The sequence below is a fragment of the Modestobacter roseus genome (assembly GCF_007994135.1).
Classification (GTDB): domain Bacteria; phylum Actinomycetota; class Actinomycetes; order Mycobacteriales; family Geodermatophilaceae; genus Modestobacter; species Modestobacter roseus.
Genome location: NZ_VLKF01000001.1, coordinates 2,961,578 through 2,986,124, shown reverse-complemented (window position 1 = coordinate 2,986,124; position 24,547 = coordinate 2,961,578). Strand labels below are relative to the sequence as shown.

The window sequence follows — 24,547 nt, the reverse complement described above, 5'->3', positions numbered from 1 at the left end:
CCCGGGCCCGCCCTGAGGCCGTCCCGGACCGCCCGCCGTCACAGCCGGCCGCGGCCCTGGCGGAGCAGCATCATGCCGAGCGCGGCACCGTCCGGGCCCAGCGCGGTGCGGAAGCGGGAGAGCACCCGCTGCTCGCGGGAGAGCGACAGCCGCATGCCACCGGAGGCGGTGCGGAGCGCGCCGATCTCCTGCGCCACCGACAGCCGGCGCTGGACCAGCTCGATGATCTGGGCGTCGCAGGCGTCGATCTCGGCGCGCAGCGCGTCGATCCGCGCGGCCGGGTCGGCGTCGGGCGGGGCGGTGGCGCTGGGGGAGAGGCTGGTGGTCATGGGGTCCTCCGGGGCGGGCGGGAGGCCGTCGGACCCGGGAGAGACGGAAAACGCCCCGGGGCCTTGGGCCCGGGGCGTCGTGTGCGGTGGCTGATCAGCCAGCGAGTACGGACACCGGAACCCGGTGGCCGTAGTAAAACTCGCGATGCGTCAGCACGTCGTGGAGTCTGCCACACCTGGGAGCGCGCGGCCAGCGACGCCGTCCGCGGCCGACACGCGGGCCCCGGCGATGTCGGTGTCCCGGCCTAGAGTGGCCACGTCATGAGCAGCCCGCAGATCTCCCTCCCCGGCACCGCCGCGCTCGCCCGCTCCACCCCCGGCCAGCCCGGTCGGGAGCTCGACCGGATGCTCGCCGGCCTGAACGGGCCGCAGCGCGACGCCGTCGTCCACGAGGGCAGCCCGCTGCTCATCGTGGCCGGGGCGGGCTCGGGCAAGACACGGGTGCTCACCCACCGGATCGCCTACCTGCTCGGCGCCCGTGGGGTGCAGCCCGGCGAGATCATGGCGATCACCTTCACGAACAAGGCCGCCGGGGAGATGAAGGAGCGCGTCGCCGCGCTCGTCGGGCCCCGCGCGCGGGCGATGTGGGTGTCGACCTTCCACTCGATGTGCGTGCGCATCCTGCGCGCCGAGGCCGCGAAGCTCGGGATGAAGAGCTCCTTCACCATCTACGACCAGGGCGACTCGGTGCGCCTGATGACGATGGTCGCCCGCGACCTCGACCTGGACGCCAAGCGGTATCCCGGGCGCAGCCTGTCCAACCAGGTGTCGAACCTGAAGAACGAGCTGGTCGACGAGGAGTCCTTCAGCCCCCAGACGGCGCCGGAGAAGGTGCTCAAGGAGGCGTACACGCTCTACCAGCGGCGCCTGCGCGAGGCCCACGCGATGGACTTCGACGACCTGATCATGACGACGGTGCACCTGCTGCAGGCGTTCCCGGACGTCGCCGAGCACTACCGGCGCCGGTTCCGGCACGTGCTGGTCGACGAGTACCAGGACACCAACCACGCCCAGTACATGCTCGTGCGGGAGCTCGCCGGTGGGCCCGGCGGGCCGGTGCCCCAGGCCGAGCTGTGTGTCGTCGGCGACGCCGACCAGTCGATCTACGCCTTCCGCGGCGCCACGATCCGCAACATCGACGAGTTCGAACGCGACTACCCCGACGCGACGACGATCGTGCTGGAGCAGAACTACCGCTCCACGCAGCGGATCCTCCGGGCCGCCAACACCGTCATCGCCAAGAACACCGCCCGCCGGCCGAAGAACCTGTGGTCCGACGCCGGCGACGGCGAGCTGATCTCCGGCTACGTCGCCGAGAACGAGCACGACGAGGCCGCCTGGGTCGCCGAGCAGATCGACGCGCTCACCGACGAGGGCAAGGCCCGGCCGGCCGACATCGCGGTCTTCTACCGCACCAACAACGCCTCCCGGGTGTTCGAGGAGGTGTTCATCCGGGTCGGCATGCCCTACAAGGTCGTCGGCGGGGTGCGCTTCTACGAGCGCAAGGAGGTCCGCGACGCGCTGGCCTACCTCAAGCTCGTCGCCAACCCGGCCGACGTCGTCAGCCTGCGCCGGATCATCAACGTGCCCAAGCGGGGGATCGGCGACAAGGCCGAGTCCAGCGTCGAGCAGTTCGCCGACCGTGAGCGGATCGCCTTCGGCACCGCGCTGCGCCGCTGCGCCGAGATCACCACGCTCGCCCCCCGCTCCCTCAAGGCGCTGCAGGAGTTCGTCGCGCTGCTGGAGGAGTTCGAGAACCTGGTCGAGACCGGGTCGGGGCCGGCCGCGCTGCTGGAGAGCATCCTCGACCGCACCGGGTACCTCGCCGAGCTCTCGGCCAGCACCGACCCGCAGGACGAGGGGCGGGTCGACAACCTCAACGAGCTCATCTCGGTGGCCGCCGAGTTCGAGGCCGCCTCGCCGGGCGGCACGGTCACCGACTTCCTGGAGCAGGTCTCCCTGGTGGCCGACGCCGACCAGATCCCCGTCACCGGGGACGACGCGGGCGTGGTCACCCTGATGACCCTGCACACGGCCAAGGGACTGGAGTTCCCGGTCGTGTTCCTCACCGGCCTGGAGGACGGCGTCTTCCCGCACCTGCGGGCGCTCGGCGACCCCAAGGAGCTGGAGGAGGAGCGGCGGCTGGCCTACGTGGGCATCACCCGGGCGCAGCAGCGGCTGTTCCTCTCCCGGGCCACCGTGCGCACCAACTGGGGTCAGCCGGCCTACAACCCGCCGTCCCGGTTCCTCGACGAGCTGCCCGGCGACACCGTGCAGTGGGCCAACCTGCAGCCGACACCCACCGTGCCGCTGTCCTCGGCGCAGCAGCGGGTCGCCGCCACCGGCCTGTCCACCGGCGGGCTGCGCGGCGGGGCGGGCAACCGCGCCGTGATCAGCGTCGACGTCGGCGACCGGGTCAGCCACGACGCCTTCGGGCTGGGCACCGTGGTCGAGGTCAACGGCGCCGGCGACAAGGCGCAGGCGACGGTCGACTTCGGCTCCGGCGGCACCAAGCGCCTGGTGCTGCGCTACGCCCCGCTCGTCAAGCTGTAGCCGGCGAGCCGTCGTGGGTCAGGTGGCGGGTGGTGGCCGGGAGGCCGACCTCGCCGCCTGGTACGACCGGGACGCCGCCGGGCGGAGCACCCGGCCGATCGACCCCGAGCGCGTGCGCCGGCGGCAGGAGTTCACCGACCTGCTCCTCGCCGAGGGCAGGCGACGGGTGCTCGAGGTGGGCACCGGCCCGGGCCTCGACGCGGTCGCGTTCACCGGCGCGGGTCTGGACGTCTCCGGCGTCGACCTCTCCGCCGCGCACGTCGCGCTGTGCCGGGCGGCAGGGGTCGATGCGCACGTCGCCCCGGTGCGTGCCCTGCCCTTCGCGGACGCGACCTGCGACGCGGGGTGGACGATGAGCACGTTGCTGCACGTGCCCGATGCCGAGCTCGACCAGGCGCTGGCCGAGATCCGCCGGGTGCTGCGCCCCGGTGCCCTACTCGCGGTCGGCACCTGGTGCGGCGCCGACGTGGAGGGGCCGCTGACCCTAGACTCGTTCTACCCGCCGCGCTTCTTCAGCCTCCGGTCGCCCGCGCGGATGGTCGAGCTGCTGGGGCGGCACGGCGAGGTGGCGCGGTCGGAGACGTGGCCGGCCGGCGACCGGCCGGACGGCCGCTACCAGTGGGTCCTGCTCCGCCTGCCGGGCGGCTGAGCCCGGGCGCGCGGTCAGCGGACCGAGAGCCCCCGCTCGGCCAGCCAGGCCTCCGGGTCGGTGGGCTTGCCGTTCATGCCGCCGACGTGGATCTCGTAGTGCAGGTGCGGGCCGGTCGACTGCCCCTGGTTGCCGACCTTCGCGATCTGCTCACCGGCGGAGACGACGTCACCGGCCTCGACGTCGTAGTAGCGCATGTGGCCGTAGATGTGCACGTTGCCGTCGGCGTCCTGGATGTACAGGGCGTTGCCGTAGCCCGAGGCCGGGCCGGCGCGGAGCACCACTCCGTCGGCGGCCGAGTAGATGGGCGTGCCCAGCGGCGCGGCCAGGTCCAGGCCCCAGTGCATGGTGCCCCAGCGCATGCAGTAGCAGGTGGTGAGCCGACCGGTGGTGGGGACGACGAAGTCGGGCTCGCGGGCTGCGCGGGACGCCGCGATCTCGCCCAGGCGTGCGGCGGCCTCGGCCTGGCTGATCTCCCCGCGGGCGCCGGCGACGTCGACCCCGCCGGCGAAGCTGGCCTCGTCGACGCCCAGCCCGTAGTCCTGGCCGGAGGCCAGCGGCGTGGTGTCGGTGGTCCCACCCAGCAACGCCGCACCCAGCGCACCGGCGACGGCGACGGCGAGCAGCACCGGTGCGCGACGGCCCGGCGGGCGGCGGGTGACGGCGGGGATGCGGGGGCCGCGGAGGCGGGGCACGGAGAACCGGCGGGAGGGCGTCGGATCGCGGTCCCCGGCGTCGTCCTCGCCGGCGTCGTCGCGGCCGGCGTCGTCCGGGAGGTCGTGGTCCTGGCCGTCGTCGTCCTGGAGGTCGCCCTCGGCCAGCTCGTCGTCGAGCTCGGCCCAGCGGTCGTCCCAGTCCGGCCCGGGCGTCCAGTCGCCGACCCAGGCGCCGTCGGTGTCCAGGTCGGCGTCGGACGCCGACCTGGTCCGGCCCACGAGCTCGCGCAGTCGGGTCAACGGGCACCTTCCGGGGGCGGCTCCCGGGGGGAGCCGGGAGCCTGGCGGGCCGCGGTCGCCGGGGAGGGCGGCCGGGCTGCACACGCGCTGTGCGATGACGTCTCCGGAAATCCCATCGATGTCATTCCGGACGCTAACGACGGTGGTGAACCCGAACAACGACCTGACGGCACGTGTCGCATCGCTGGGCGCTGAGTGACGACACACGCCCCACCGGGCCCACGAGTGCGGCGTCAGGCAGCGATGGGGGAGCCGGCGGGGGTGGTGCCCCGGTGCCCGGCCAGGGTCGCGGCGACCTCGTCGACGACGCCGCGGTGGATCGGCAGGGACATGTGCCCCACGCCGCGGACCAGCACGTTGCGCACCTGGAGGTCGGGGTGCTCGCACCGGCCGGCCGACGACGGGACGACGACCTGGTCGAGGTCGCTGTAGACGGCCGTCACCGGGGTGCGGCAGCCGGGAGCGGGCCGGGCCAGCTCCTGCAGCAGCGCCGATCCCGGCCGCAGCTGGCGGATCAGCGGGGTCGGCAGCACGTGCGCCCACCGGGAGCCCCCGTGCGGGGTGCCCAGGGTGACCAGGGACTCGACCCGCTCGTCGCCCTCGAGCCGTTGCACCAGGTAGCGCGCGATGAGCCCGCCCAGGCTGTGCCCGACCACGTGCACCCGTTCGTGACCGGTCTCGCTGCACACCCGCTCGATGTGCCGGCCGAGCGCCTCCGCGGCGCCGGCCACGTCGCGGACGAGGGGGCTGTAGTTCCACGAGCAGACGGAGGCGAAGCCGCGCCGGCGCAGGCTCCGCCGCATCACCGCGAAGACCGACCGGTTGTCGACCAGGCCGTGCACCAGCACGACGGGGATCCGGGCTGCGAGCGGGTCGTCGGCGAACAGGGCCCGCACCCCGGGAGGCTGGGCCCCCGGACGGTAGCGGCCGTCGGCCCGCACGGGTTCGGTGCGGGCGCCGAGGGGGTAGAGCAGCGCGTGCGCGCCCACCCACGCCAGTTCGGTGAGGCCGCCGGTGAGCGCGGTCGGGCTGACCAGCGAGCGCAGCGCCGAGCGGGCCGGCGCCGCCGGGTCCGGGACGTCGTTGCCGGGCTCGGTCGCACGGGCGTGCCACTCTGGGGGAGAGGGCGGGTCGGTGGTGTGCACCTGGTCTCCCTCCGCCCGTCCGGCCCGGCGCCGGGGGCGCCGCGTGCACCCGTGGTGTGCTCGGTTCGGGGACCGTAATGCCCCCACGTGCCGAACGTCACACAACTGCCATGCGACACGACCGTCCGAGTGACCTCCGAGGGGGAACCGTGCCCGCCCGCGACCGTGCGCCCGCCCGTTCCACGGCCGGCCGACCGAACGCCCGTCGGGCCGCCACCGGCGCCGCCCGGCCCGCCCGCCGGCCGGCCGAACGCGCCGCCGGTGACCCGGTCGTCGTCGGGGCCGTCCCCGCGGCCGCCCGCGCGACCGGGGTGCTGCTGGCGCTCGCCGGCCTGATCGGCGCCGTCGCCGTGTTCCCCACCTACCTGACGGTCGGCGGCACGACGATCGACGTCGTCACCGGCCCGCTCGACGCCCTGGTGGCCCTGCTCGCCCCGCTGGCGGCCCTGCTGGTCGGGGTGCTGCTGGCGCGGGGCCGGGTGCCGCGGCTGGGTCTGGCCTACGCCGCGGTGAGCGGCGCGCTCGCGATCGGCCGGCTGCTGATCGAGCTGCACCAGGGGCACGGCTCCACCGCCCGCCCGGCGGTGGAGGTGCTGGCCGGGGAGCGGGTGCTCACCAGCTCCGTCGAGACCGGCGCGGGGTGGCTGCTCGGCGTCGTCGCCCTGGGCCTGACGGTGCTCGCCGGCGGGGTCGCCCTCGTGGCCTGGGGGCGCACCGTGATGGAGGACGCCGGGGCGCTGGACCCGCTGCGGCCGGTGCTGGCGGGGGTGGCCGTGCTGCTCGGCGTCGCCGCAGTGCTGTGCCTGGCGCTGCCGGCCGCCGACGTCCCGGACCGGGTGGTGACCGACCCGGTGACCGGCCTGGAGACGGTGGTGACCGTCGAGGGGCCGCAGGCGCTGCTGGAACGTCCCGGGCTCGCGCTGCTCGGCGGGCTGCTGCTCGCCGGGGCCCTGCTGCTGTGCTCGGTGACCGCGCCGTCGCTCCGCCCCCGGCTCGGTGCGGTCGGCGGGCTGCTGGCGCTGTCGGTGTTCGTGCTGGCCACCGCGCTGGCCGGGATGCGGGACGCCGCCCGGAGCCCGGAGGTCGAGTGGACCGTGCCCGGCATGGCCCTGCTGGTCGTCGGCCTGGGCTTCGCCGGGCTGACCGTGCTCGCCTGGCGCTGGCGGACCGGCACGACGGTGACCGCCGGAGAGTGACGCAGGACACGCTCAGGGCCTAGGGTCCACGGCGTGACGACCGAGCGCATCCGGGTGGTGATCGCCAAACCCGGCCTGGACGGGCACGACCGGGGTGCCAAGGTGGTCGCGCGCGCCCTGCGTGACGCCGGCATGGAGGTCGTCTACACCGGGTTGCACCAGACCCCGGAGCAGATCGTGGACACCGTCGTCCAGGAGGACGCCGACGCCGTCGGCCTCTCGGTCCTCTCCGGCGCGCACCTCCCCCTCTTCGCCCGGCTCGCCGAGCTGCTCCGCGAGCGCGGGGTCGACGACGTCGTCGTGTTCGGCGGCGGGATCATCCCCGAGGCCGACCTCCCCGAGCTGGAACGCCTGGGCGTGGCGCGGGTGTTCACCCCCGGCGCCAGCACCGAGGAGATCGTCGGCTGGGTGCGTGCGCACGTCGGGGCCCCCGCCGGCGCCTGACCGCCGCCACCCCGATCGGGGTGACTCGCCGCACTCACGGCCGGGTGCGTGAGCGGTCGCCGGGACGGCGGTCTACGGTGCCTGATCGTGGATCTCTTCGAGTACCAGGCCCGTGACCTGTTGGCCGCGCACGGCGTCCCCGTGCTCCCCGGCGGCGTAGCCGAGACACCTGAGCAGGCCGAGGCGATCGCCCGCGAGATCGCGGCGCCGGTCGTGGTCAAGGCGCAGGTGAAGGTCGGTGGCCGGGGCAAGGCGGGCGGCGTGAAGCTCGCCGACGACCCCGAGACCGCCAAGGCGCGCGCCCAGGACATCCTCGGGCTGGACATCAAGGGGCACATCACCCACCGCGTGATGGTGGCCCAGGCCAGCGACATCGCCGAGGAGTACTACTTCTCCTACCTGCTCGACCGGTCCAACCGCACCTTCCTGGCGATGGCCTCGAAGGAGGGCGGCATGGAGATCGAGCAGCTCGCCGTCGAGCGCCCCGAGGCGCTGGCCCGCGTCCCCGTCGACGCCTCCGTGGGCGTCGACGCGCAGAAGGCCGCCGAGATCGTCGACGCCGCCGGCTTCCCGGCCGAGGTGCGCGACCAGGTCATCGCCATCGCCGTGCAGCTGTGGGACGTCTTCAGCAAGGAGGACGCCACCCTGGTCGAGATCAACCCGCTGGCCAAGGCGCCCGACGGCACCGTCCTCGCCCTCGACGCCAAGGTGACCCTGGACGAGAACGCCGGCTTCCGGCACGCCGAGCACGAGGACCTCGCCGACGCCGCCTCCGCCGACCCGCTGGAGGCCGCGGCCAAGGCCAAGGACCTCAACTACGTCAAGCTCGAGGGCGAGGTCGGCATCATCGGCAACGGCGCCGGCCTGGTCATGAGCACCCTGGACGTCGTCGCCTACGCCGGTGAGGAGTTCGGCGGCGTCCGGCCGGCCAACTTCCTCGACATCGGCGGTGGCGCCTCGGCCGAGGTCATGGCCAACGGCCTGGGGATCATCCTCTCCGACCCGGCCGTGAAGAGCGTCTTCGTCAACGTCTTCGGCGGGATCACCGCCTGCGACGCCGTCGCCAACGGCATCGTCGCGGCGCTGGGCCAGCTCGGCGACGAGGCCAGCAAGCCGCTGGTCGTCCGGCTCGACGGCAACAACGTGGAGGAGGGCCGGCGGATCCTCGCCGACGCCAACCACCCGCTGGTGACCGTGGTGGACACGATGGACGGCGCCGCCCGCCGGGCCGCCGAGCTCGCCGCCCTCTAATCGCCCCCGGCCTGAACAGGACTACCGAGATGTCGATCTTCCTCACCGAGAACAGCAAGGTCATCGTCCAGGGCATGACCGGGTCCGAGGGGCGCAAGCACACCCAGCGCATGCTCGCCTCCGGCACCGCCATCGTCGGTGGCGTCAACCCGAAGAAGGCCGGCGAGTCCGTCGACTTCGACGGCGCCAGCGTGCCGGTCTTCGGCTCCGTCGCCGACGCGATGAAGGAGACCGGCGCCGACGTCAGCGTCATCTTCGTGCCGCCGGCCGGGGCGAAGGGCGCCGTCATCGAGGCCGTCGACGCCCAGATCGGGCTCGCCGTCGTGATCACCGAGGGCATCCCGGTGCACGACTCGACCTACTTCTGGGCGCACGCCCAGGGCGGCACCACCCGGATCATCGGCCCGAACTGCCCCGGCCTGATCAGCCCCGGGCGGTCCAACGCCGGGATCATCCCCGCCAACATCACCAAGGCCGGCAAGATCGGCCTGGTCAGCAAGAGCGGCACGCTGACCTACCAGATGATGTACGAGCTGCGCGACATCGGCTTCTCGACCGCCGTCGGCATCGGCGGTGACCCGGTCATCGGCACCACCCACATCGACTGCCTCCAGGCGTTCCAGGACGACCCGGAGACCGAGGCGATCGTGATGATCGGCGAGATCGGCGGCGACGCCGAGGAGCGGGCCGCGGACTTCATCAAGGCCAACGTGACCAAGCCGGTCGTCGGCTACGTCGCCGGCTTCACCGCGCCCGAGGGCAAGACCATGGGCCACGCCGGCGCCATCGTCTCCGGCTCGGCCGGCACCGCCCAGGCCAAGCAGGAGGCCCTCGAGGCCGCCGGCGTCCGGGTGGGGAAGACCCCGTCGGAGACCGCGGTGCTGATGCGCGAGATCGTCGGCGGCTGAGAAAGGACCCCGTCCTCCCCACCCTTCGCACGCTCAGGGTGGGACCCCGTCCTCCCCACCCTTCGCACGCTCAGGGTGGGACCCGGGACGGGGCCGGGAGAGCTGCGCTGCCCGGCACCTCCGCGGAGGTGCCGGGCAGCGGCGTTCGGCGGTGGGGGACGATGCGGAGGCCCCCGCAGCACCCCGTCCCGCCCCCGAGGAGCTCGCAGCGATGACGTCCCGTGGTCCCGAGCAGCCGGCGGACGGGCCGGCGGCCCCTGCCCCGGCGCCTCGCCGCCGGCCCGGGCTGCGGGTGCTGGGGTGGGCCGACCTGGCCGTCCCGGCCGGGGCGCTGCTCTACCTGGTCTTCCTCAGCGTGCCCTGGTTCAGCGTCCCGGCGTACGACCTCGGCTTCGGCTACAGGGCCCCCGCCACCTCGGTCAACGGGTTCCGGTCGGTGTGGCTGACCGCCGCGTTCGTGCTGCTGGTGGTCGCGGCGGTGTGGAGCGTGCTGCCGGCCTTCCGGGAGGTGCGGGTGCCCTTCCCGCGGGCCGTCGTCCCGGCCGGGCTGGCCGCGCTCGTCTTCCTGACCACCCTGACCGAGTGGCTGACCACGTTCGACGTCGGTTTCACGCTGATGGGGCTGCTCGCCTTCCTCACCGCGACAGCGCTGCTGGCGGTCACGATCTCCCGGCTGGTCCCCGAGCTGCGTGCGGCGGGTGCCGCCCCGACCGGGTGGACCGGCGTGCCGCAGCCGCCACCCGGCGCCCCCGGCTGGGGCCCACCGACCGGCTGGCCGCCGGGGTACGCGCCGTCCCCGTACGACGCCGCGCCGCAGTACCGCGGGTGGGCTCCCGGCGCACCCCCGCCGTACGGGCCGCCGGCTCCCGAGGCCGGCTGGGGGCCGCCACCGGCCGGTGGGTACCAGGGCCCGCCCTCCTGGACGCCGGGTCCGGACCGGCCGGCCGGGCAGGAGCCGGGGCAGCCCGGCGGCAGCACCGCCGCCGGGGGCGCCTGAACCCCGTGCGGTGACACCGGCGTGTGAGATCGCCGGGCCCGGCGCGTGCACCGCCGATCCGGTGACGTCGCTTGCGAGAGTGGGGAGGTGACGTCCCTGCTGTCCCGCCTGCCCCTCGGGTCACGCGGCACCGGTGGACGCCGCGGCCCCGCCACCGGCTGGCTCGCGGTGGCCACCGCCCTCGCGGTGCCGGTCACCGGGCTGCTCGGGCTCTGGCTCGCCATGCTGGTCGTGCAGGCCCTCGACCCCGACGGCGGGCTGCCGGCGGGCTCGTCGGCGCGGGTGGCCGGGCAGCTCTGGCTGCTGGCGCACGGTGCCGCGGTCGAGCTCCCCTCCGGCCCTCTCCGGATCGCCCCGCTGCTGGTCACCGCGGGCATCGCCTGGGGGCTGGCCCGGGCGGCGGGTTCGGTGGTCGCGGTCCGCGAGCTGGACTCGCCTGGGCCGGTCGCCGGGGTGGTGGCGGTCGTCGTCGCGGTGCACACGGCGACGACGGCGCTGGTCACCACGCTGGTCACCACGCTCGACGCCGAGGTGGGGCTGGTCCGGCCGCTCGCCGGGGCGGTGCTGCTGGCGCTGCTCGCCGGCGGCGCCGGGGCGTTCCGGGACTCCCCGCTCGGCGGTGAGCTGCTGGACCGGTTCCCCGGGCCCGGTCGCGCCGTCCTGCGCGGCGTGGCCGCCGGCACGCTGGCGCTGGCCGCCGGGTGCGCCGCCGTCCTCGCCGTCGCGCTGGGCTCCGACGTCGACGGCGCCGCCGCCATGGTCACCGGGCTGGGGGGCGCCGGCGCCGGGGCTGCGGGGCTGGTGGGGCTGAGCCTGCTGCTGCTGCCCAACGCCCTGGCCGCGGTCGCCGGGCTCGCCGCGGGTCCCGGCTTCGTCGTCGGCGCGGGCACCTTCGTGTCGGTCGGCAGCGTGACGCTCGGGCCGGTGCCCGCGCTGCCGCTGCTCGCCGCCCTGCCCGACACCCAGGCCGTGCCGCTGATCGCGTTCCTGTCCCAGGCGCTGCCGGCGCTCGCCGGGCTGGTGGCCGGCGTCGCGCTGGGCCGGCGGATGGCTGCGGACGACGGCGGCGCCGTCACCGCGGCGCTGTGGGGCGTCCTCGCGGCCGCGGGCGTCGGGCTGGTCACCGGGCTGTGGGTGCTCGTCGCCGGCGGTGCGCTCGGGGACGCCGTCCTGGCCGAGGTCGGCGCGCCCGCGCTGGCCACCGGGCTGGCCGTCGCCGCGCAGGCGGGGATCGCCGCCGTCCCCGGCGCCGCCGTCGCCCGCTGGCGCGCCCGGTCCTGACCGCCCGTCGTCACCCACCCGTCGGCACCCGGCTCCGGACCCGGCCACTAGGGTCTGCGGACGTGCCCGCCGACGCATCCGCCGTCCCGGGGACGCCAGGTGCCCGGGCGCGCGTGGTCGTCCTGCTCTCCGGAGCCGGCTCGTTGTGCGCCGCCCTGCTGGCCGCCACCGATGAGCCCGGCTACCCCGCCGAGGTCGTCGCCGTGGGCGCGGACCGGCCGGACGCCGGCGGGCTGGCCCTCGCCGCCGACCGGGGGATCGACACCTTCGTCGTCGCGGTGCGCGACCACCCCGACCGGGCGTCCTGGGACCGGGCGCTGGCCGCCGAACTGGTCGCCCGCCGGCCCGACTGGGTGGTCTCCGCCGGGTTCATGAAGCTGCTGGGCCCGGCCGTGCTCGCCCCCCTCGCCGGCCGGGTGGTCAACACCCACCCGGCGCTGCTGCCGGCCTTCCCCGGCGCGCACGCCGTCCGCGACGCGCTGGCCGCCGGCGTCGCCACCACCGGTGCGACCGTGCACCTGGTCGACGCCGGCCTGGACACCGGCCCGGTGCTCACCCAGCTCCCCGTCCCGGTGCACGCCGGCGACGACGAGGCGAGCCTGCACGAACGCATCAAGACCGTCGAGCGGGAGCTCCTGGTGCGCACCGTGGCCGCGCTGGCCACCGGCGCGCCGGTGCCCGCCCTGCCGACTCCTGGCAGCCCCACTCCCGCCGTCCCGACCGAGGAGAGCACCCGATGACCGAGCGCACCCCCGTCCGCCGCGCGCTGCTGGGCGTCTACGACAAGACCGGCGTCGACGAGCTCGCCCGCGGCCTGGTCGACGCCGGTGTCGAGCTGGTCAGCACCGGCGCCACCGCGGCGCGGATCGCCGCCGCCGGGCTGCCGGTCACCCCCGTCGAGCAGGTCACCGGCTTCCCCGAGTGCCTCGACGGCCGGGTCAAGACGCTGCACCCGGCGGTGCACGCCGGCATCCTGGCCGACCGCCGCAAGCCCGCGCACCTGGCCCAGCTCGAGGAGCTGGGGATCGCCGCGTTCGACCTGGTCGTGGTGAACCTCTACCCGTTCAGCGACACGGTCGCCTCCGGTGCCTCCCCGGACGAGTGCATCGAGCAGATCGACATCGGCGGGCCGGCGATGGTGCGGGCCGCGGCGAAGAACCACCCGTCGGTGGCCGTCGTCGTCGACCCGGGCCGCTACGCGGAGGTCGTCGAAGCGGTCGGCGCCGGTGGCTTCAGCCTGGCGCAGCGCCAGCAGCTGGCCGCCGAGGCCTTCCGGCACACCGCCGCCTACGACGTCGCCGTCGCCTCCTGGATGGGCAACGTGCTCTCCCCGGACGACGAGAGCGGCTTCCCCGAGTGGGTCGGCGGCAGCTGGGAGCGCACCGACGTGCTGCGCTACGGCGAGAACCCGCACCAGGGAGCCGCTCTCTACCGCAGCGGCCAGCCCGGGCTCGCCGACGCCGAGCAGCTGCACGGCAAGCAGATGTCCTACAACAACTACGTCGACACCGACGCCGCCTGGCGGGCCGCGCACGACCACCGAGACCCCTGCGTGGCGATCATCAAGCACGCCAACCCGTGCGGCATCGCCGTGGGCGCCGACATCGCCGCCGCACACCGCAAGGCGCACGCCTGTGACCCGGTGTCGGCCTTCGGCGGCGTGATCGCCGCCAACCGCGAGATCGACCTGACCCTCGCCGAGCAGATCTCCGAGGTCTTCACCGAGGTCGTCGTCGCCCCGTCGTTCACCGAGGACGCCCTGGCGCTGCTCGGCCAGAAGAAGAACCTCCGGCTGCTGCGGATGCCGGAGTCCCCGCGGTTGACCGTCGAGCTGCGCCCGGTCAGCGGCGGGCTCCTGCTGCAGACCGCCGACCGGGTCGACGCCGCCGGTGACGACCCGACCAGCTGGACCCTGGCGACCGGTCAGCCGCTGGACGCCGCCGGCCTCGACGACCTGGTGTTCGCCTGGCGCGCGGTGCGCGCGGTGAAGAGCAACGCGATCCTGCTGGCCAGCGACCGGGCGACCGTCGGGGTGGGCATGGGCCAGGTCAACCGCGTGGACTCGGCCCGGCTCGCCGTGGCGCGGGCGGGGGAGCGGGCCGCCGGGTCCGTCGCCGCCTCCGACGCGTTCTTCCCCTTCGCCGACGGGCTGCAGGTGCTGCTGGACGCTGGGGTGCGCGCGGTCGTGCAGCCAGGCGGCTCGGTGCGCGACGACGAGGTGGTCGCGGCCGCGGCTGCCGCCGGAGTCACGCTGTACCTCACCGGCACCCGCCACTTCGCGCACTAGTGGAGGTCGGCCCGCCGCTCCCGGACACCCTCCTGGAGGGCGAGGACCTGGCCGGGGTCGAGTGGGACTGGGCCCGGCTGGAACGGGTCACCTTCCTCGACTGCCGGTTCGACGACGCCTCGTTCGCCGAGCTGGTCACGGTCCGGTGCGTCTTCGACCAGTGCCTGCTCACCGGCGTGGCGATGGCGGGTGCCCGGCACGAGGGCACGGCGTTCCTGTCCTGCCGGTTCGACCGGGCGAACCTGTCGGGCAGCACGTGGTCGGGCTGCAAGCTCACCGGGTCGCAGTTCCCCGGCGCGACGCTGCGCCCGCTGACCACCGCGGACACCGACTGGAGCTACACGTCGCTGCGCGGGGTCGACCTGTCCGGCGTCGACCTGTCCGGTCAGAAGCTGGTCGAGGCCGACCTCACCGACGCCGACCTGCGCGAGGCCGACCTCACCGGGGCCGACCTGCGCCACGCCCGGCTGCAGAGCACCCGCCTCCGGGGTGCCGACCTGCGTGGCGCGGACACCGACGGGGTGAACTGGCACGGCTTCGACGTCGCCGGCGTGCGGCTGGACGTCGTCCAGGCGGTGACGTTCGCCCGCGCGCACGGCGCGCTGGTGGCCGACTGACCGGCCGGACGTTCAGCGGGTGCGCGGTCCGGTGACCAGCGCCTTGAGGCCACCCAGCACCCCGAGCCCCGCAGCGGCGACGGCGAACCAGGCGCCGACCGCCCACCGCTGCAGGTCCCAGTTCGCGTCGGCCAGCGGCACCAGCACCCCGGCCGTCACCACCAGGGCCACCACCAGGGCCAACGCGCCGAGGAACCGGTGCGAGCGGGCCGGCACGAACAGCAGCAGGCCCAGCACGAACAGCACCGCCCCGCCGAACACCACGGCGAGCGGGGCCCAGGTCAGCTGCTCGGCCAGCTGCCCGGCATCCCCGGTCAGGTCCGCCAGGCCGGCGTCCACCAGCTCCAGCCCGGTCTCGCCGCCGTTGACCCACACCACCAGCAGGCTGAGCCCGGCGGCGACGCCGGCGAGCAGGAGCAGCAGCCCGGCCAGGGTGTCCGGGCGGCGGCACACCGCCGGCCGGTCGTCGGCGTCCGGCTGCCCGTCGGCGTCGTCGGGCCAGGACCCGGCGGCGGTGGCGCCGGTCCGCCAGGCGTCGTGCGGCTCGTCGGCCGGGTGCTGGACCGCGACCGGGGCCGTCTGCGGCCAGGAGGGTGCCGGGCCGCTCCCCGCGGTGGCGGGCCAGCGCTCCGCGGGCTGCACCACCTCGGTGGGCCGGTCGGCGAGCGGCTCGGGAGTCGGCCGGTCGCCGCGCCACGCGGAACTGCCGTTCGGGCCGGGCTCGCTCATCGGTCCTCCTCGCGCGCAGGGTCGCCCGGTGCGCCCGGGCCCCTGAGGTGATGGTGTCCGGGAGCCTAGGGGGAGCGGGCGTGCGGCAGACTGGCGGCGTGACGGCGACGACTCTGGACGGCAAGGCGACGGCGGCGGCGATCCGGGCGGAGCTCACCGAGCGGGTCACCGCGCTCGCGGCCGCCGGGCGGCGTCCCGGGCTGGGCACCCTGCTGGTCGGCGACGACCCGGGCAGCCGCTGGTACGTCTCGGCCAAGCACTCCGACTGCGCCGAGGTGGGCATCGCCAGCATCCAGCGCGAGCTGCCCGCCGACGCCTCGCTGGCCGACGTGCTCGCCGTCGTCGACGAGCTCAACGCCGACCCCGCGTGCACCGGCTACATCATCCAGCTCCCGCTGCCGCGGGGCATCGACGAGAGCGAGGTGCTCGAGCGGATGGACCCGGCCAAGGACGCCGACGGCCTGCACCCCACCAACCTGGGCAGGCTCGTGCTCGGCGTGCCCGGCCCGCTGCCCTGCACCCCGGTGGGCATCGTCGAGCTGCTGCGCCGCTACGACGTGCCGCTCGCCGGTGCCGAGGTCGTCGTCGTCGGCCGGGGGATCACCGTCGGCCGGCCGCTCGGCCTGCTGCTCACCCGGCGCACCGAGAACGCCACCGTGACCCTCTGCCACACCGGCACCCGCGACCTGGCCGCGCACACCCGGACCGCCGACGTCGTCGTCGCCGCGGCCGGGGTGCCGGGCCTGATCACCGGGGACATGGTGAAGCCCGGTGCCGCCGTGCTCGACGTCGGCGTCAGCCGGGTCGACGGGAAGATCGCCGGGGACGTCGCCGCCGACGTCCGGGAGGTCGCCGGCTTCGTCGCGCCGAACCCCGGTGGGGTCGGGCCGATGACCCGGGCGATGCTGCTGGCCAACGTGGTGCTCGCCGCGGAGCAGGGCGCCGGCACCGAGGTGCTCTCGGCATGACCCGGGTGCTCACGGCATGACCCGGCCCGCCGCGGCCCGCGAGCCGCTGTACCGGCGGCGGCCGCTGCTGGCCGGCTTCCTCCGGCAGTGGCCGTTGCTGCTGGTGATCGTGGTGGTCGGCGCGGGGCTGGGGCTGGTGGCGCTCGAGCAGTGGCGGAGCGGGCTGGTGGTCATGGGGCTGGCCGTGCTCGGAGCCGGGGTGCTGCGGTTGCTGCTGCCGGCCCGCCGGATCGGTTTCCTGGCGGTGCGCAGCCGCCGGGTCGACGTGGCGCTGAGCTCCGTGGTGGGCATCGCGGTCGTGTCCATCGCGCTGGCCATCCCGGTCGAGTGACCCGTGCGGGGCGCCCCGCATGGCCCCGCAGGCGGGTCCGGGGCTAGGTTGGCGGGCATGGCGGAGCGGGACCGGCAGGGCAAGGTGACCGTCGTGGGCGCCGGTTTCTACGGCTCCACCACGGCGCTGCGGTTGGCGGAGTACGACCTGTTCGAGACGGTGGTGCTCACCGACATCGTCGAGGGCAAGCCCGAGGGCCTGGCGCTGGACATCAACCAGTCGCGGCCGATCGAGGGCTTCGAGACCCGGGTCGTGGGCGTCGGGGGTGGCTCCTACGAGGGCACCGAGGGCTCCGACATCGTGGTCATCACCGCCGGCCTGCCGCGCAAGCCCGGCATGAGCCGGATGGACCTCATCGAGACCAACGCCGGCATCGTCCGGTCGGTCGCGGAGAACGTGGCCCGCACCTCGCCGGACGCCGTCGTCATCGTCGTCTCCAACCCGCTCGACGAGATGACCGCGCTGGCCCAGCTGGCCACCGGTTTCCCGGAGGCCCGCGTCATGGGCCAGGCGGGGATGCTCGACACCGCCCGGTTCACGAACAACGTGGCCGAGGAGTGCGGCGTCCCGGTCGACTCCGTGCGCACCCTGACGCTCGGGTCGCACGGCGACACGATGGTCCCGGTGCCCTCGCGGTGCACCGTCGATGGCCGTCCGCTGGCCGACGTGCTGCCGGCCGACCGGATCGCGCACCTGGTCGACCGCACCCGCAACGGCGGGGCCGAGGTCGTCGCGCTGCTGAAGACCGGGTCGGCCTACTACGCGCCGTCCGCGGCGGCCGCCCGGATGGCGCGCGCCGTCCGGGAGGACGCCGGGGCGGTCATGCCGGTGTGCGCGTGGGTCGACGGCGAGTACGGCATCTCCGGGGTCTACCTCGGGGTCGAGGCCGAGATCGGCCGGGCAGGAGTGCGGCGGGTCGTGCAGAGCGACCTGACCGACAGTGAGCTGGCGGGCCTGCGCGAGGCCGCCGAGGCCGTGCGCGCCAAGCAGGCCGATGTAGCCGACCTCTGACCACGACGGTCAGAGCATGCAGAGAGGGAAAGCCAACACGTGAGCAAGATCAAGGTCGAGGGCAAGGTCGTCGAGCTCGACGGCGACGAGATGACCCGGATCATCTGGCAGTTCATCAAGGACCAGCTGATCCTCCCGTACCTGGACGTCGACCTCGAGTACTACGACCTGGGCATGGAGTCGCGCGACGCCACCGACGACCAGATCACCGTCGACGCCGCCAACGCCATCAAGCAGCACGGCGTCGGCGTCAAGTGCGCCACCATCACCCCCGACGAGGCGCGGGTCGAGGAGTTCGGCCTCAAGCGGATGTACCGCTCGCCCAACGGCACGATCCGCAACATCCTCGGCGGCGTCATCTTCCGTGAGCCGATCATCATGGCCAACGTGCCGCGTCTGGTGCCGGGCTGGACCAAGCCGATCATCGTCGGCCGCCACGCCTTCGGTGACCAGTACCGCGCCACCGACTTCCGCTTCCCGGGGCCGGGCACCCTCACGGTGACCTTCACCCCGACCGACGGCTCCGCGCCGATCGAGCACGAGGTCTTCCAGGCGCCGGGCTCCGGTGTCGCGATGGCGATGTACAACCTCGACGAGTCGATCCGTGACTTCGCGCGCGCCTCGCTCAACTACGGCCTGGCCCGCAACTACCCGGTCTACCTCTCCACCAAGAACACGATCCTCAAGGCCTACGACGGCCGCTTCAAGGACCTGTTCCAGGAGGTCTTCGAGGCCGAGTTCAAGGACCAGTTCGCCGCCGCCGGCATCACCTACGAGCACCGGCTCATCGACGACATGGTCGCTGCCTCCCTCAAGTGGGAGGGCGGGTACGTCTGGGCCGCGAAGAACTACGACGGCGACGTGCAGTCCGACACCGTGGCGCAGGGCTTCGGCTCGCTGGGCCTGATGACCTCGGTGCTGGCCACCCCGGACGGCCGCACGGTCGAGGCCGAGGCGGCGCACGGCACGGTCACCCGCCACTTCCGCGCCCACCAGCGCGGCGAGGCGACCTCGACCAACCCGATCGCGTCGATCTTCGCCTGGACGCGGGGCCTGGCGCACCGCGGCAAGCTGGACAACACCCCCGAGGTGACCCGGTTCGCCGAGACTCTGGAGAAGGTCTGCATCGACACCGTCGAGAGCGGTCAGATGACCAAGGACCTGGCGCTGCTGATCAGCAAGGACAGCCCGTGGCTGAACACCCAGGACTTCCTGGCGGCCATCGACGCCAACCTGCAGAAGGCGATGGCCTGACGGTCTGACGATCTGACGACGGCCCCCGCGACCACCGGTCGCGGGGGCCGTCGCGCGTCCGGGCCCGGCGGTGATCACCTCGGCGGTCTCGGGGTGTCGACCATGCGATGACCCCGATGGTGCGGGGGTGATCGAGCCTGTGGACGGCGTCGGCGCGCGAGTCGCCGGTTCCGGCACGCTCCGCGGGTGCCCCGCCCGCCCGCGCGTCCACCTGCTCTGGACGGGCGCGTCTTCCGGGCGGAGACGGTGGTGTCCCGTGGTCTCCTCACGCCCGACCAGCTCCGCAGCACCGCGTGGCGGCGGGTGCTGCCCGGCGTCTACGCCGACGCCCGGCTCGCCGCGGACCACCGGCTCACGGTCGCCGCCGTGTCGCTGGTCGCCCCACCGACCGCCGTGTTCGGCGGTCTCACCGCCGCGTTCCTGTGGGGTGCCGACGGCATCCTCGGCGCTGCTGATCCGGTCGAGGTCGTGCTGCCGACCGGCCGGCGCTGGAGCCCGCGGTCACCGTCCGTCCGGGTGCGCACCGCACCGCTGGGCGACGGCGATGTCGAGGTGGTGGGCCGGTTCCGGGTGACCGGGCGTACGCGCACGGCGGTCGACCTGATCCGGCGCGGGCCGGTGGACGAGGCGGTCGTCGTCCTGGACCAGCTCGCACAGCAGCGCGTGGTGCGGCTCGAGGAGGTGCGCGCGGCGGTCGCAGCGCTCCCCCGGGTGCGGGGCAGCGCACAGGCCCGGCGCGCCGCCGCGCTCGCCGATGGGCGGGCCGGCTCCCCGCAGGAGACCCGGGTGCGACTGGTGCTGATGCGCGCCGGACTCCCGTCACCGGTGGCGCAACTGGAGGTACGTCACCGCGGCAGGTTCGTGGCCCGCGTGGACTTCGGCTGGCCCGAGCACCGGCTGGCGCTGGAGTACGACGGTCAGTGGCACGCCGAGCCGGGTCAGTTCGCGCGCGACCGGGAGCGGCTGAACCGTCTGACCGCGGCCGGCTGGCGGGTCGTCTTCGTCACCGCGGCCGATCTGCATCGGCCCGACCTGCTCGCGGCGCGAGTGGCAGAGGCCCTGCGCGGGTGATCATCTCGGCACCAGCGGGGCTCTCAGGGATGGCGAGAGCCCGCTGCTGCCGAGGTGATCACCAGCCCGGCTCAGGAGCCGAAGAGCTGGGTCCACCAGGGGCCGCCGGCGCCCTCCGCGACGCCGACGCCGAGGGTGCCCAGCTCGCAGTTCAGGATGTTCGCCCGGTGGCCGGGGCTGGCCATCCAGGCGGCCATCACCGCGGCGGCGTCCGGCTGGCCGTAGGCGATGTTCTCCGCCCGCGCGGTCTGGATCCCGGCCGCTCGAGCCCGGGCGAACGGGTCCTGGCCGTCGGGGTCGATGTGGGAGAAGTAGTCCCGGTCCCGCATGTCCGCGCTGTGCGCGCGGGCGACGCCGGCGAGGGCGGGGTCGGCGATGACGGCCGGGCAGCCGGCCGTCGCGCGCTCGGCGTTCACCAGGTCGAGCACCCGCTGCTCGGTGCCGGCGGCGGCCGGGGCCGCAGGTGCCGGGGCCGGGGCCGGTGCCGGCACGGGGCGGGTGTCGGGGCGGGAGCGGGCGCGGGGGCGGACGACGAGACGGCCGGCTCCGTCTCCGCTGCGGATTCGGCGGCCGGGGGATCGGTAGCGGCGGTCTCGGCCACCGCCTCCGCCGGGACATCGGCAGGAACGTCGGCGGCGGCGTCGTCCGGAGCTGTGTCCGGGGCAGGGGTGGCCGCCGCCTCGGGCTGCGGGGCCTCGGCGGCGGTCTCGGCCAGCTGCGTGCGCACCACGCCGTGCACCACGGTCGCGCCGGACCCGAGGAGCACCAGGACGGCGACCAGCAGCAGGGGCGCCCAGAGCTGCCGGCCACCCCGCCGCAGGGGCCGGGACAGGGCGGCGTCCAGACGCCGGAGCGCGGACGGGCGGGGCGGGGAGGGCGGCATGGCACGTCCTCAGCAGCGGGTCGCGGCGGTCACCCGGTCGAGGGTAGCCGGGGACACAGCGTCACCAGCGGGTCGTGGTGGGGAACACCCGGGGGAGGGGGGCGGGTTGCCGCTGGAGGACCTGCCCCGGGTCCGGCCACTACCGTGGTCCGCTGACGCCGGCAGAGCCCTGCCGAGCACCGCATCTGGAGGAACACGCCGCTCGTGAGCGACGTCTGGCTCAACATCGTCATGGTCCTGGGCTTCGTCCTCGTCGGCGGCGCCTTCGCCGGGGCCGAGATCGCCCTGGTCTCGCTGCGCGACTCGCAGGTCCGGGCGCTGGCCGACACCGGCCGCCGGGGACAGGCCCTGAGCAAGCTGGTCTCCGACCCCAACCGGTTCCTCGCCGCCGTCCAGGTCGGGGTCACCCTGGCCGGCTTCTTCTCCGCCGCCTTCGGCGCCAGCACGCTGTCCGCGCCGCTCGCCGACTGGGCGCAGGGCACGTTCGGCCTCTCGGAGGGGCTGGCGGACCCGCTGTCCTTCGTCGCGGTCACCATCGCCATCAGCTACCTGTCCCTGGTGGTCGGCGAGCTCACCCCCAAGCGCCTGGCGCTGCAGCGGGCCGAGGGCTTCGCGCTGGTCGTCGCCGCGCCGCTGAACGCCATCGCCAAGCTCTTCCGGCCGGTGATCTGGCTGCTGTCGACGAGCACCGACCTGCTCGTCCGGCTGCTGGGCGGCGACCCGAAGGTCAGCGGGGAGTCGATCAGCCAGGAGGAGCTGCGTGACCTGGTCGCGGCGCACGAGTCGCTGTCCAGCGACGAGCGGCGGCTGATCGACGAGGTGTTCCGGGCCGGGGACCGCGAGGTGCGCGAGGTGATGACCCCGCGCACCGAGGTGCACTTCCTGGACGGCTCGACCACCGCGAGCCGGGCGGCCAAGCAGGTCGCCGACTCCAGCTGGTCGCGCTATCCGGTGATCGGCCGGGGTGAGGACGACGTCGTCGGCTTCGTGCACGTCCGTGACCTCTTCCTGCCGACCCACCCCGCCGGCCGCGCGGCGACCGTGGCCGACCTGGCGCGGGAGGTCAAGCGGCTTCCCGGCACGGCGAAGGTGCTCAACGCGATGTCGGAGATGCGCCGGGAGAACCGGCACTTCGCCATCGTCGTCGACGAGTACGGCGGCACCGACGGCATCGTCACGCTGGAGGACCTCATCGAGGAGGTCATCGGGGACATCTACGACGAGTACGACGCCGACGTCGCCGGTGAGGACGCCGAGCCCACCGGTGGCCCGCAGGAGCTCGACGGGCTGCTGAACCTCGACGACTTCGCCGAGTCCACCGGCCTCCACCTGCCCGAGGGCCCCTACGAGACGGTCGCCGGCTACCTGCTCGCCGCGCTGGGCCGGCTGCCGGTGGTCGGGGACGTCGCCGACGTCGAGGGGCGCACCCTCACCGTGCTGGAGCTGGACGGACGCCGGATCGCGCGCATCGGCGTCAGCGCCGCGCCCGAGCCCGAGGACGCCGAGGGCGCGGCCGCGGAGCCCGAGGCCCGTTAGCCGCGCTGCTGCGCGAACGTCCAGGCGTCGCCGACGATCTCCCGCAGGTCGGTGTGCACCGGCTGCCAGCCCAGGTCCTCGCGGATGCGGGCCGAGCTGGCCACCAGGCGGGCCGGGTCGCCGGCACGCCGCGGGCCCACGACCACCGGCAGCTCGTGCCCGGTGACCTCGCGGACGGCGTCGACCATCTCCTGCACGGAGAACCCGCTGCCGCTGCCCAGGTTGTAGACCCGGTGCTCGCCGGGCGCCGGCGCCGGCAGGGCCAGCAGGTGGGCGGCGGCGAGGTCGGTGACGTGCACGTAGTCGCGGATGCAGGTGCCGTCCGGCGTCGGGTAGTCGTCGCCGTAGACGGTCAGGGACTCGCGGGTGCCGGCAGCGACCTGCAGGGCGATCGGGATCAGGTGCGTCTCGGTGGCGTGCCGCTCGCCCCGGCCGAAGGCGGCGCCGCCCACGTTGAAGTAGCGCAGGCTCACCGCGGCGACGTCGTACGCCACCGCGTAGCTGGTCAGCATCGTGTCGACGGCGAGCTTGCTGGCCCCGTAGGTGTTGGTCGGCCGCGTGGGCGCCGTCTCCGGGATCGGCACCTCGGTGGGCTCGCCGTAGGTGGCGGCGGTGGAGGAGAAGACGATCCGGCGGCAGTCCGCGGCGCGCATCGCCTCGAGCAGGGCGAGCGACCCGCCGACGTTGTTCTCCCAGTAGAGCTCCGGGGCCTGCTGGCTCTCCCCGACCAGGCTCTTCGCGGCGAAGTGCAGCACGGCCTCGGGGCGCACCTCGGCGAGCACCGGGGCGGAGTCGTGCAGCGAGGCCCGGACCAGCCGGGCGCCGACCGGGACGGCGTCGGCGTGCCCGGTGGAGAGGTCGTCGAGCACGGTGACCTCGTGGCCCTCGGCCAGCAGGGCCGCGGTGACTACGCTGCCGATGTACCCGGCGCCGCCGGTGACGAGAACGCGCATGGTGCGAGCCTAGCCAGCGCCCCGCCGGGGTCCGGCCGCCGCGCGCAGGAGGAGCCCGCCCGTGGTCAGCGCACGCCCCGCCGTCGCAGCGATGCCGGCCTACCGGCCCGGCCGCAACCCCGCCGACCTCGCCCGGGAGATCGGCGTCCCGCGCGCGGTGAAGCTGGCCAGCAACGAGGTGGCCTTCCCCCCGTTGCCCGCCGTCGTCGAGGCGATCGCGACGACGGCGGGGGAGACCAACCGCTACCCGGACAACGGCGCGACGGTGCTCACCGCGACGCTGGCGGAGCGGTACGGCGTCGCGCCCGCGCAGGTGGCCACCGGGTGCGGCGCGGTGACCGTGCTGCAGCAGCTGACCCAGGCCTACTGCGACCCGGGCACCGGCATCGCGTTCGCCTGGCGGTCGTTCGAGATGTACCCGCTGCTGGCCCAGGTGGCCGGTGCCCGCGCCCAGCAGGTGCCGTTGGTGCCCGGCGCGCCGGGCGGCGCCGCCGACACCCACGACCTCGAGGCGCTGGCCGCGGTGGTCGACGAGAGCACCCGGCTGGTGTTCGTCTGCAACCCGAACAACCCCACCGGGACGGCGGTGCGCCGAGCCGAGCTGGAACGTTTCCTCGATGCGGTGCCCGAGACGGCCCTGGTCGTGCTCGACGAGGCCTACCGCGAGTTCGTCACCGACGAGGACGTCCCCGACGGCGTGGAGCTGATGCGCGGACGGCCCAACGTCGCGGTGCTGCGCACGTTCTCCAAGGCGTGGGGGCTGGCCGGCCTGCGGGTGGGCTACCTGCTGGCCGAGGACCCGGCCGTCGCCGACGCCGTCCGCCGCACTCACGTGCCCTTCAGCGTCTCCAGCCTCGCGCAGGCCGCGGCGGTCGCCGCGCTGGCGAGCGAGGACGAGGTGCGGCGGCGCTGCGCCGCCGTCGTCACCGAGCGCGCCCGGCTCACCGCGGCCCTGCGGGAGCGCGGCCTGCCGGTCGCCGACAGCCAGGCCAACTTCGTCTGGTTGCCGCTGGGTGAGCGCACCGCCGAGGTGGCGGCCGCGCTGGAGTCGCGCGCGGTGATCACCCGGCCGTTCGCGGGCGAGGGCCTGCGCGTGACCGTCGGGACGCCGGAGGAGGACGACGTCTTCCTCGGCGCGCTGGACGCCGTCCTGACCAGCGGCGGGGCCGCGGCTGCGGACACCTGACCGGGGACCGGT

Annotated in this window: 25 protein-coding genes; 18 read left to right on the top strand and 7 right to left on the bottom strand. The window is 74.9% G+C overall.

Going from position 1 to position 24,547, the window contains the following annotated elements; translation table 11 throughout:
* Positions 1-38: 38 nt before the first annotated feature.
* The gene (locus JD78_RS14085) at positions 39-329 is read right to left on the bottom strand and encodes a chorismate mutase (RefSeq protein WP_166521204.1); all 291 of its coding nucleotides are present in this window, start codon (positions 327-329) and stop codon (positions 39-41) included.
* A gap of 261 nt (positions 330-590) precedes the next feature.
* On the opposite strand from JD78_RS14085, the gene pcrA reads away from it, so the two are divergent.
* Positions 591-2,882: a DNA helicase PcrA gene (pcrA, locus tag JD78_RS14080; RefSeq protein WP_153362339.1), complete on the top strand. Its 2,292-nt coding sequence runs from the start codon at positions 591-593 to the stop codon at positions 2,880-2,882.
* Positions 2,883-2,895: 13 nt separating this feature from the next.
* A complete protein-coding gene (locus JD78_RS14075; RefSeq protein ID WP_153362338.1) occupies positions 2,896-3,531 on the top strand; it encodes a class I SAM-dependent methyltransferase in 636 nt (211 codons plus the stop codon).
* A 14-nt stretch (positions 3,532-3,545) separates the two neighbouring features.
* Here the strand turns inward: JD78_RS14075 and JD78_RS14070 are convergent, their stop codons facing one another.
* Positions 3,546-4,487: a M23 family metallopeptidase gene (locus JD78_RS14070; RefSeq protein WP_194290577.1), complete on the bottom strand. Its 942-nt coding sequence runs from the start codon at positions 4,485-4,487 to the stop codon at positions 3,546-3,548.
* Between the two features lie 233 nt (positions 4,488-4,720).
* On the bottom strand, positions 4,721-5,632 hold the full coding sequence (locus JD78_RS14065; RefSeq protein WP_153362337.1) for an esterase/lipase family protein: 912 nt from the start codon (positions 5,630-5,632) through the stop codon (positions 4,721-4,723).
* A gap of 149 nt (positions 5,633-5,781) precedes the next feature.
* Between JD78_RS14065 and JD78_RS14060 the strand changes: the two genes are divergently transcribed.
* The 9 genes from JD78_RS14060 to JD78_RS22625 all read left to right on the top strand — a co-directional run bounded on the left by JD78_RS14060 (position 5,782) and on the right by JD78_RS22625 (position 14,613).
* Positions 5,782-6,828: a hypothetical protein gene (locus JD78_RS14060; protein ID WP_228395425.1), complete on the top strand. Its 1,047-nt coding sequence runs from the start codon at positions 5,782-5,784 to the stop codon at positions 6,826-6,828.
* Positions 6,829-6,861: 33 nt separating this feature from the next.
* A complete protein-coding gene (icmB, locus tag JD78_RS14055) occupies positions 6,862-7,272 on the top strand; it encodes a coenzyme B12-dependent isobutyryl CoA mutase small subunit (protein WP_153362336.1) in 411 nt (136 codons plus the stop codon).
* An 87-nt stretch (positions 7,273-7,359) separates the two neighbouring features.
* A complete protein-coding gene (gene sucC, locus JD78_RS14050) occupies positions 7,360-8,523 on the top strand; it encodes an ADP-forming succinate--CoA ligase subunit beta (RefSeq protein WP_153362335.1) in 1,164 nt (387 codons plus the stop codon).
* Between the two features lie 29 nt (positions 8,524-8,552).
* Positions 8,553-9,431, top strand: a complete 879-nt coding sequence (gene sucD, locus JD78_RS14045) for a succinate--CoA ligase subunit alpha (protein ID WP_153362334.1) — start codon at positions 8,553-8,555, stop codon at positions 9,429-9,431.
* Between the two features lie 211 nt (positions 9,432-9,642).
* Positions 9,643-10,428 carry a hypothetical protein gene (locus JD78_RS14040; protein WP_166521203.1) on the top strand — a complete coding sequence of 262 codons (786 nt, stop codon included), beginning with the start codon at positions 9,643-9,645 and terminating at the stop codon, positions 10,426-10,428.
* Between the two features lie 87 nt (positions 10,429-10,515).
* Positions 10,516-11,709 (top strand): cell division protein PerM, encoded by a 1,194-nt coding sequence (locus JD78_RS14035; RefSeq protein ID WP_166521202.1) that lies wholly within the window; start codon positions 10,516-10,518, stop codon positions 11,707-11,709.
* A gap of 62 nt (positions 11,710-11,771) precedes the next feature.
* A complete protein-coding gene (gene purN / locus JD78_RS14030) occupies positions 11,772-12,449 on the top strand; it encodes a phosphoribosylglycinamide formyltransferase (protein ID WP_153361702.1) in 678 nt (225 codons plus the stop codon).
* Complete coding sequence (gene purH, locus JD78_RS14025) at positions 12,446-13,996, top strand: bifunctional phosphoribosylaminoimidazolecarboxamide formyltransferase/IMP cyclohydrolase (protein ID WP_153361703.1); 1,551 nt, start codon at positions 12,446-12,448, stop codon at positions 13,994-13,996. Before purN ends, purH begins: the two co-directional genes overlap by 4 nt.
* On the top strand, positions 13,996-14,613 hold the full coding sequence (locus JD78_RS22625; protein ID WP_166521201.1) for a pentapeptide repeat-containing protein: 618 nt from the start codon (positions 13,996-13,998) through the stop codon (positions 14,611-14,613). Before purH ends, JD78_RS22625 begins: the two co-directional genes overlap by 1 nt.
* Before the next feature lie 12 nt (positions 14,614-14,625).
* Here JD78_RS22625 and JD78_RS21790 read toward each other — a convergent pair whose 3' ends face one another.
* Entirely contained in the window at positions 14,626-15,342 is a 717-nt protein-coding gene (locus tag JD78_RS21790) for a hypothetical protein (protein ID WP_194290526.1), read from the bottom strand.
* A gap of 98 nt (positions 15,343-15,440) precedes the next feature.
* Between JD78_RS21790 and JD78_RS14010 the strand changes: the two genes are divergently transcribed.
* The 5 genes from JD78_RS14010 (at position 15,441) to JD78_RS13990 (ending at position 19,977) form a co-directional block, all read left to right on the top strand.
* A complete protein-coding gene (locus JD78_RS14010; protein WP_153361704.1) occupies positions 15,441-16,310 on the top strand; it encodes a bifunctional methylenetetrahydrofolate dehydrogenase/methenyltetrahydrofolate cyclohydrolase in 870 nt (289 codons plus the stop codon).
* Between the two features lie 16 nt (positions 16,311-16,326).
* Positions 16,327-16,641: a DUF3017 domain-containing protein gene (locus JD78_RS14005; protein ID WP_153361705.1), complete on the top strand. Its 315-nt coding sequence runs from the start codon at positions 16,327-16,329 to the stop codon at positions 16,639-16,641.
* A gap of 57 nt (positions 16,642-16,698) precedes the next feature.
* Complete coding sequence (gene mdh / locus JD78_RS14000) at positions 16,699-17,652, top strand: malate dehydrogenase (protein WP_153361706.1); 954 nt, start codon at positions 16,699-16,701, stop codon at positions 17,650-17,652.
* A gap of 39 nt (positions 17,653-17,691) precedes the next feature.
* Positions 17,692-18,906, top strand: coding sequence for an NADP-dependent isocitrate dehydrogenase (locus JD78_RS13995; protein WP_153361707.1), 1,215 nt, complete (start codon positions 17,692-17,694; stop codon positions 18,904-18,906).
* A 249-nt stretch (positions 18,907-19,155) separates the two neighbouring features.
* Positions 19,156-19,977 (top strand): endonuclease domain-containing protein, encoded by an 822-nt coding sequence (locus JD78_RS13990; protein WP_228395322.1) that lies wholly within the window; start codon positions 19,156-19,158, stop codon positions 19,975-19,977.
* 71 nt (positions 19,978-20,048) lie between these two features.
* On the opposite strand, the gene JD78_RS13985 is transcribed toward JD78_RS13990, so the two are convergent.
* Both JD78_RS13985 and JD78_RS21785 read right to left on the bottom strand, forming a co-directional pair.
* Positions 20,049-20,405, bottom strand: a complete 357-nt coding sequence (locus tag JD78_RS13985; protein ID WP_153361725.1) for a CAP domain-containing protein — start codon at positions 20,403-20,405, stop codon at positions 20,049-20,051.
* Entirely contained in the window at positions 20,390-20,860 is a 471-nt protein-coding gene (locus tag JD78_RS21785) for a hypothetical protein (protein WP_208104106.1), read from the bottom strand. Before JD78_RS21785 ends, JD78_RS13985 begins: the two co-directional genes overlap by 16 nt.
* 204 nt (positions 20,861-21,064) lie before the next feature.
* Here JD78_RS21785 and JD78_RS13975 point away from each other — a divergent pair, with 204 nt between their 5' ends.
* Positions 21,065-22,396, top strand: coding sequence for a hemolysin family protein (locus tag JD78_RS13975; protein WP_153361709.1), 1,332 nt, complete (start codon positions 21,065-21,067; stop codon positions 22,394-22,396).
* Here the strand turns inward: JD78_RS13975 and galE are convergent.
* Positions 22,393-23,349 carry a UDP-glucose 4-epimerase GalE gene (galE, locus tag JD78_RS13970; RefSeq protein ID WP_153361710.1) on the bottom strand — a complete coding sequence of 319 codons (957 nt, stop codon included), beginning with the start codon at positions 23,347-23,349 and terminating at the stop codon, positions 22,393-22,395. The genes JD78_RS13975 and galE overlap by 4 nt on opposite strands.
* 61 nt (positions 23,350-23,410) lie before the next feature.
* On the opposite strand from galE, the gene hisC reads away from it, so the two are divergent.
* Positions 23,411-24,535, top strand: a complete 1,125-nt coding sequence (gene hisC / locus JD78_RS13965; protein WP_153361711.1) for a histidinol-phosphate transaminase — start codon at positions 23,411-23,413, stop codon at positions 24,533-24,535.
* Positions 24,536-24,547 lie beyond the last annotated feature (12 nt).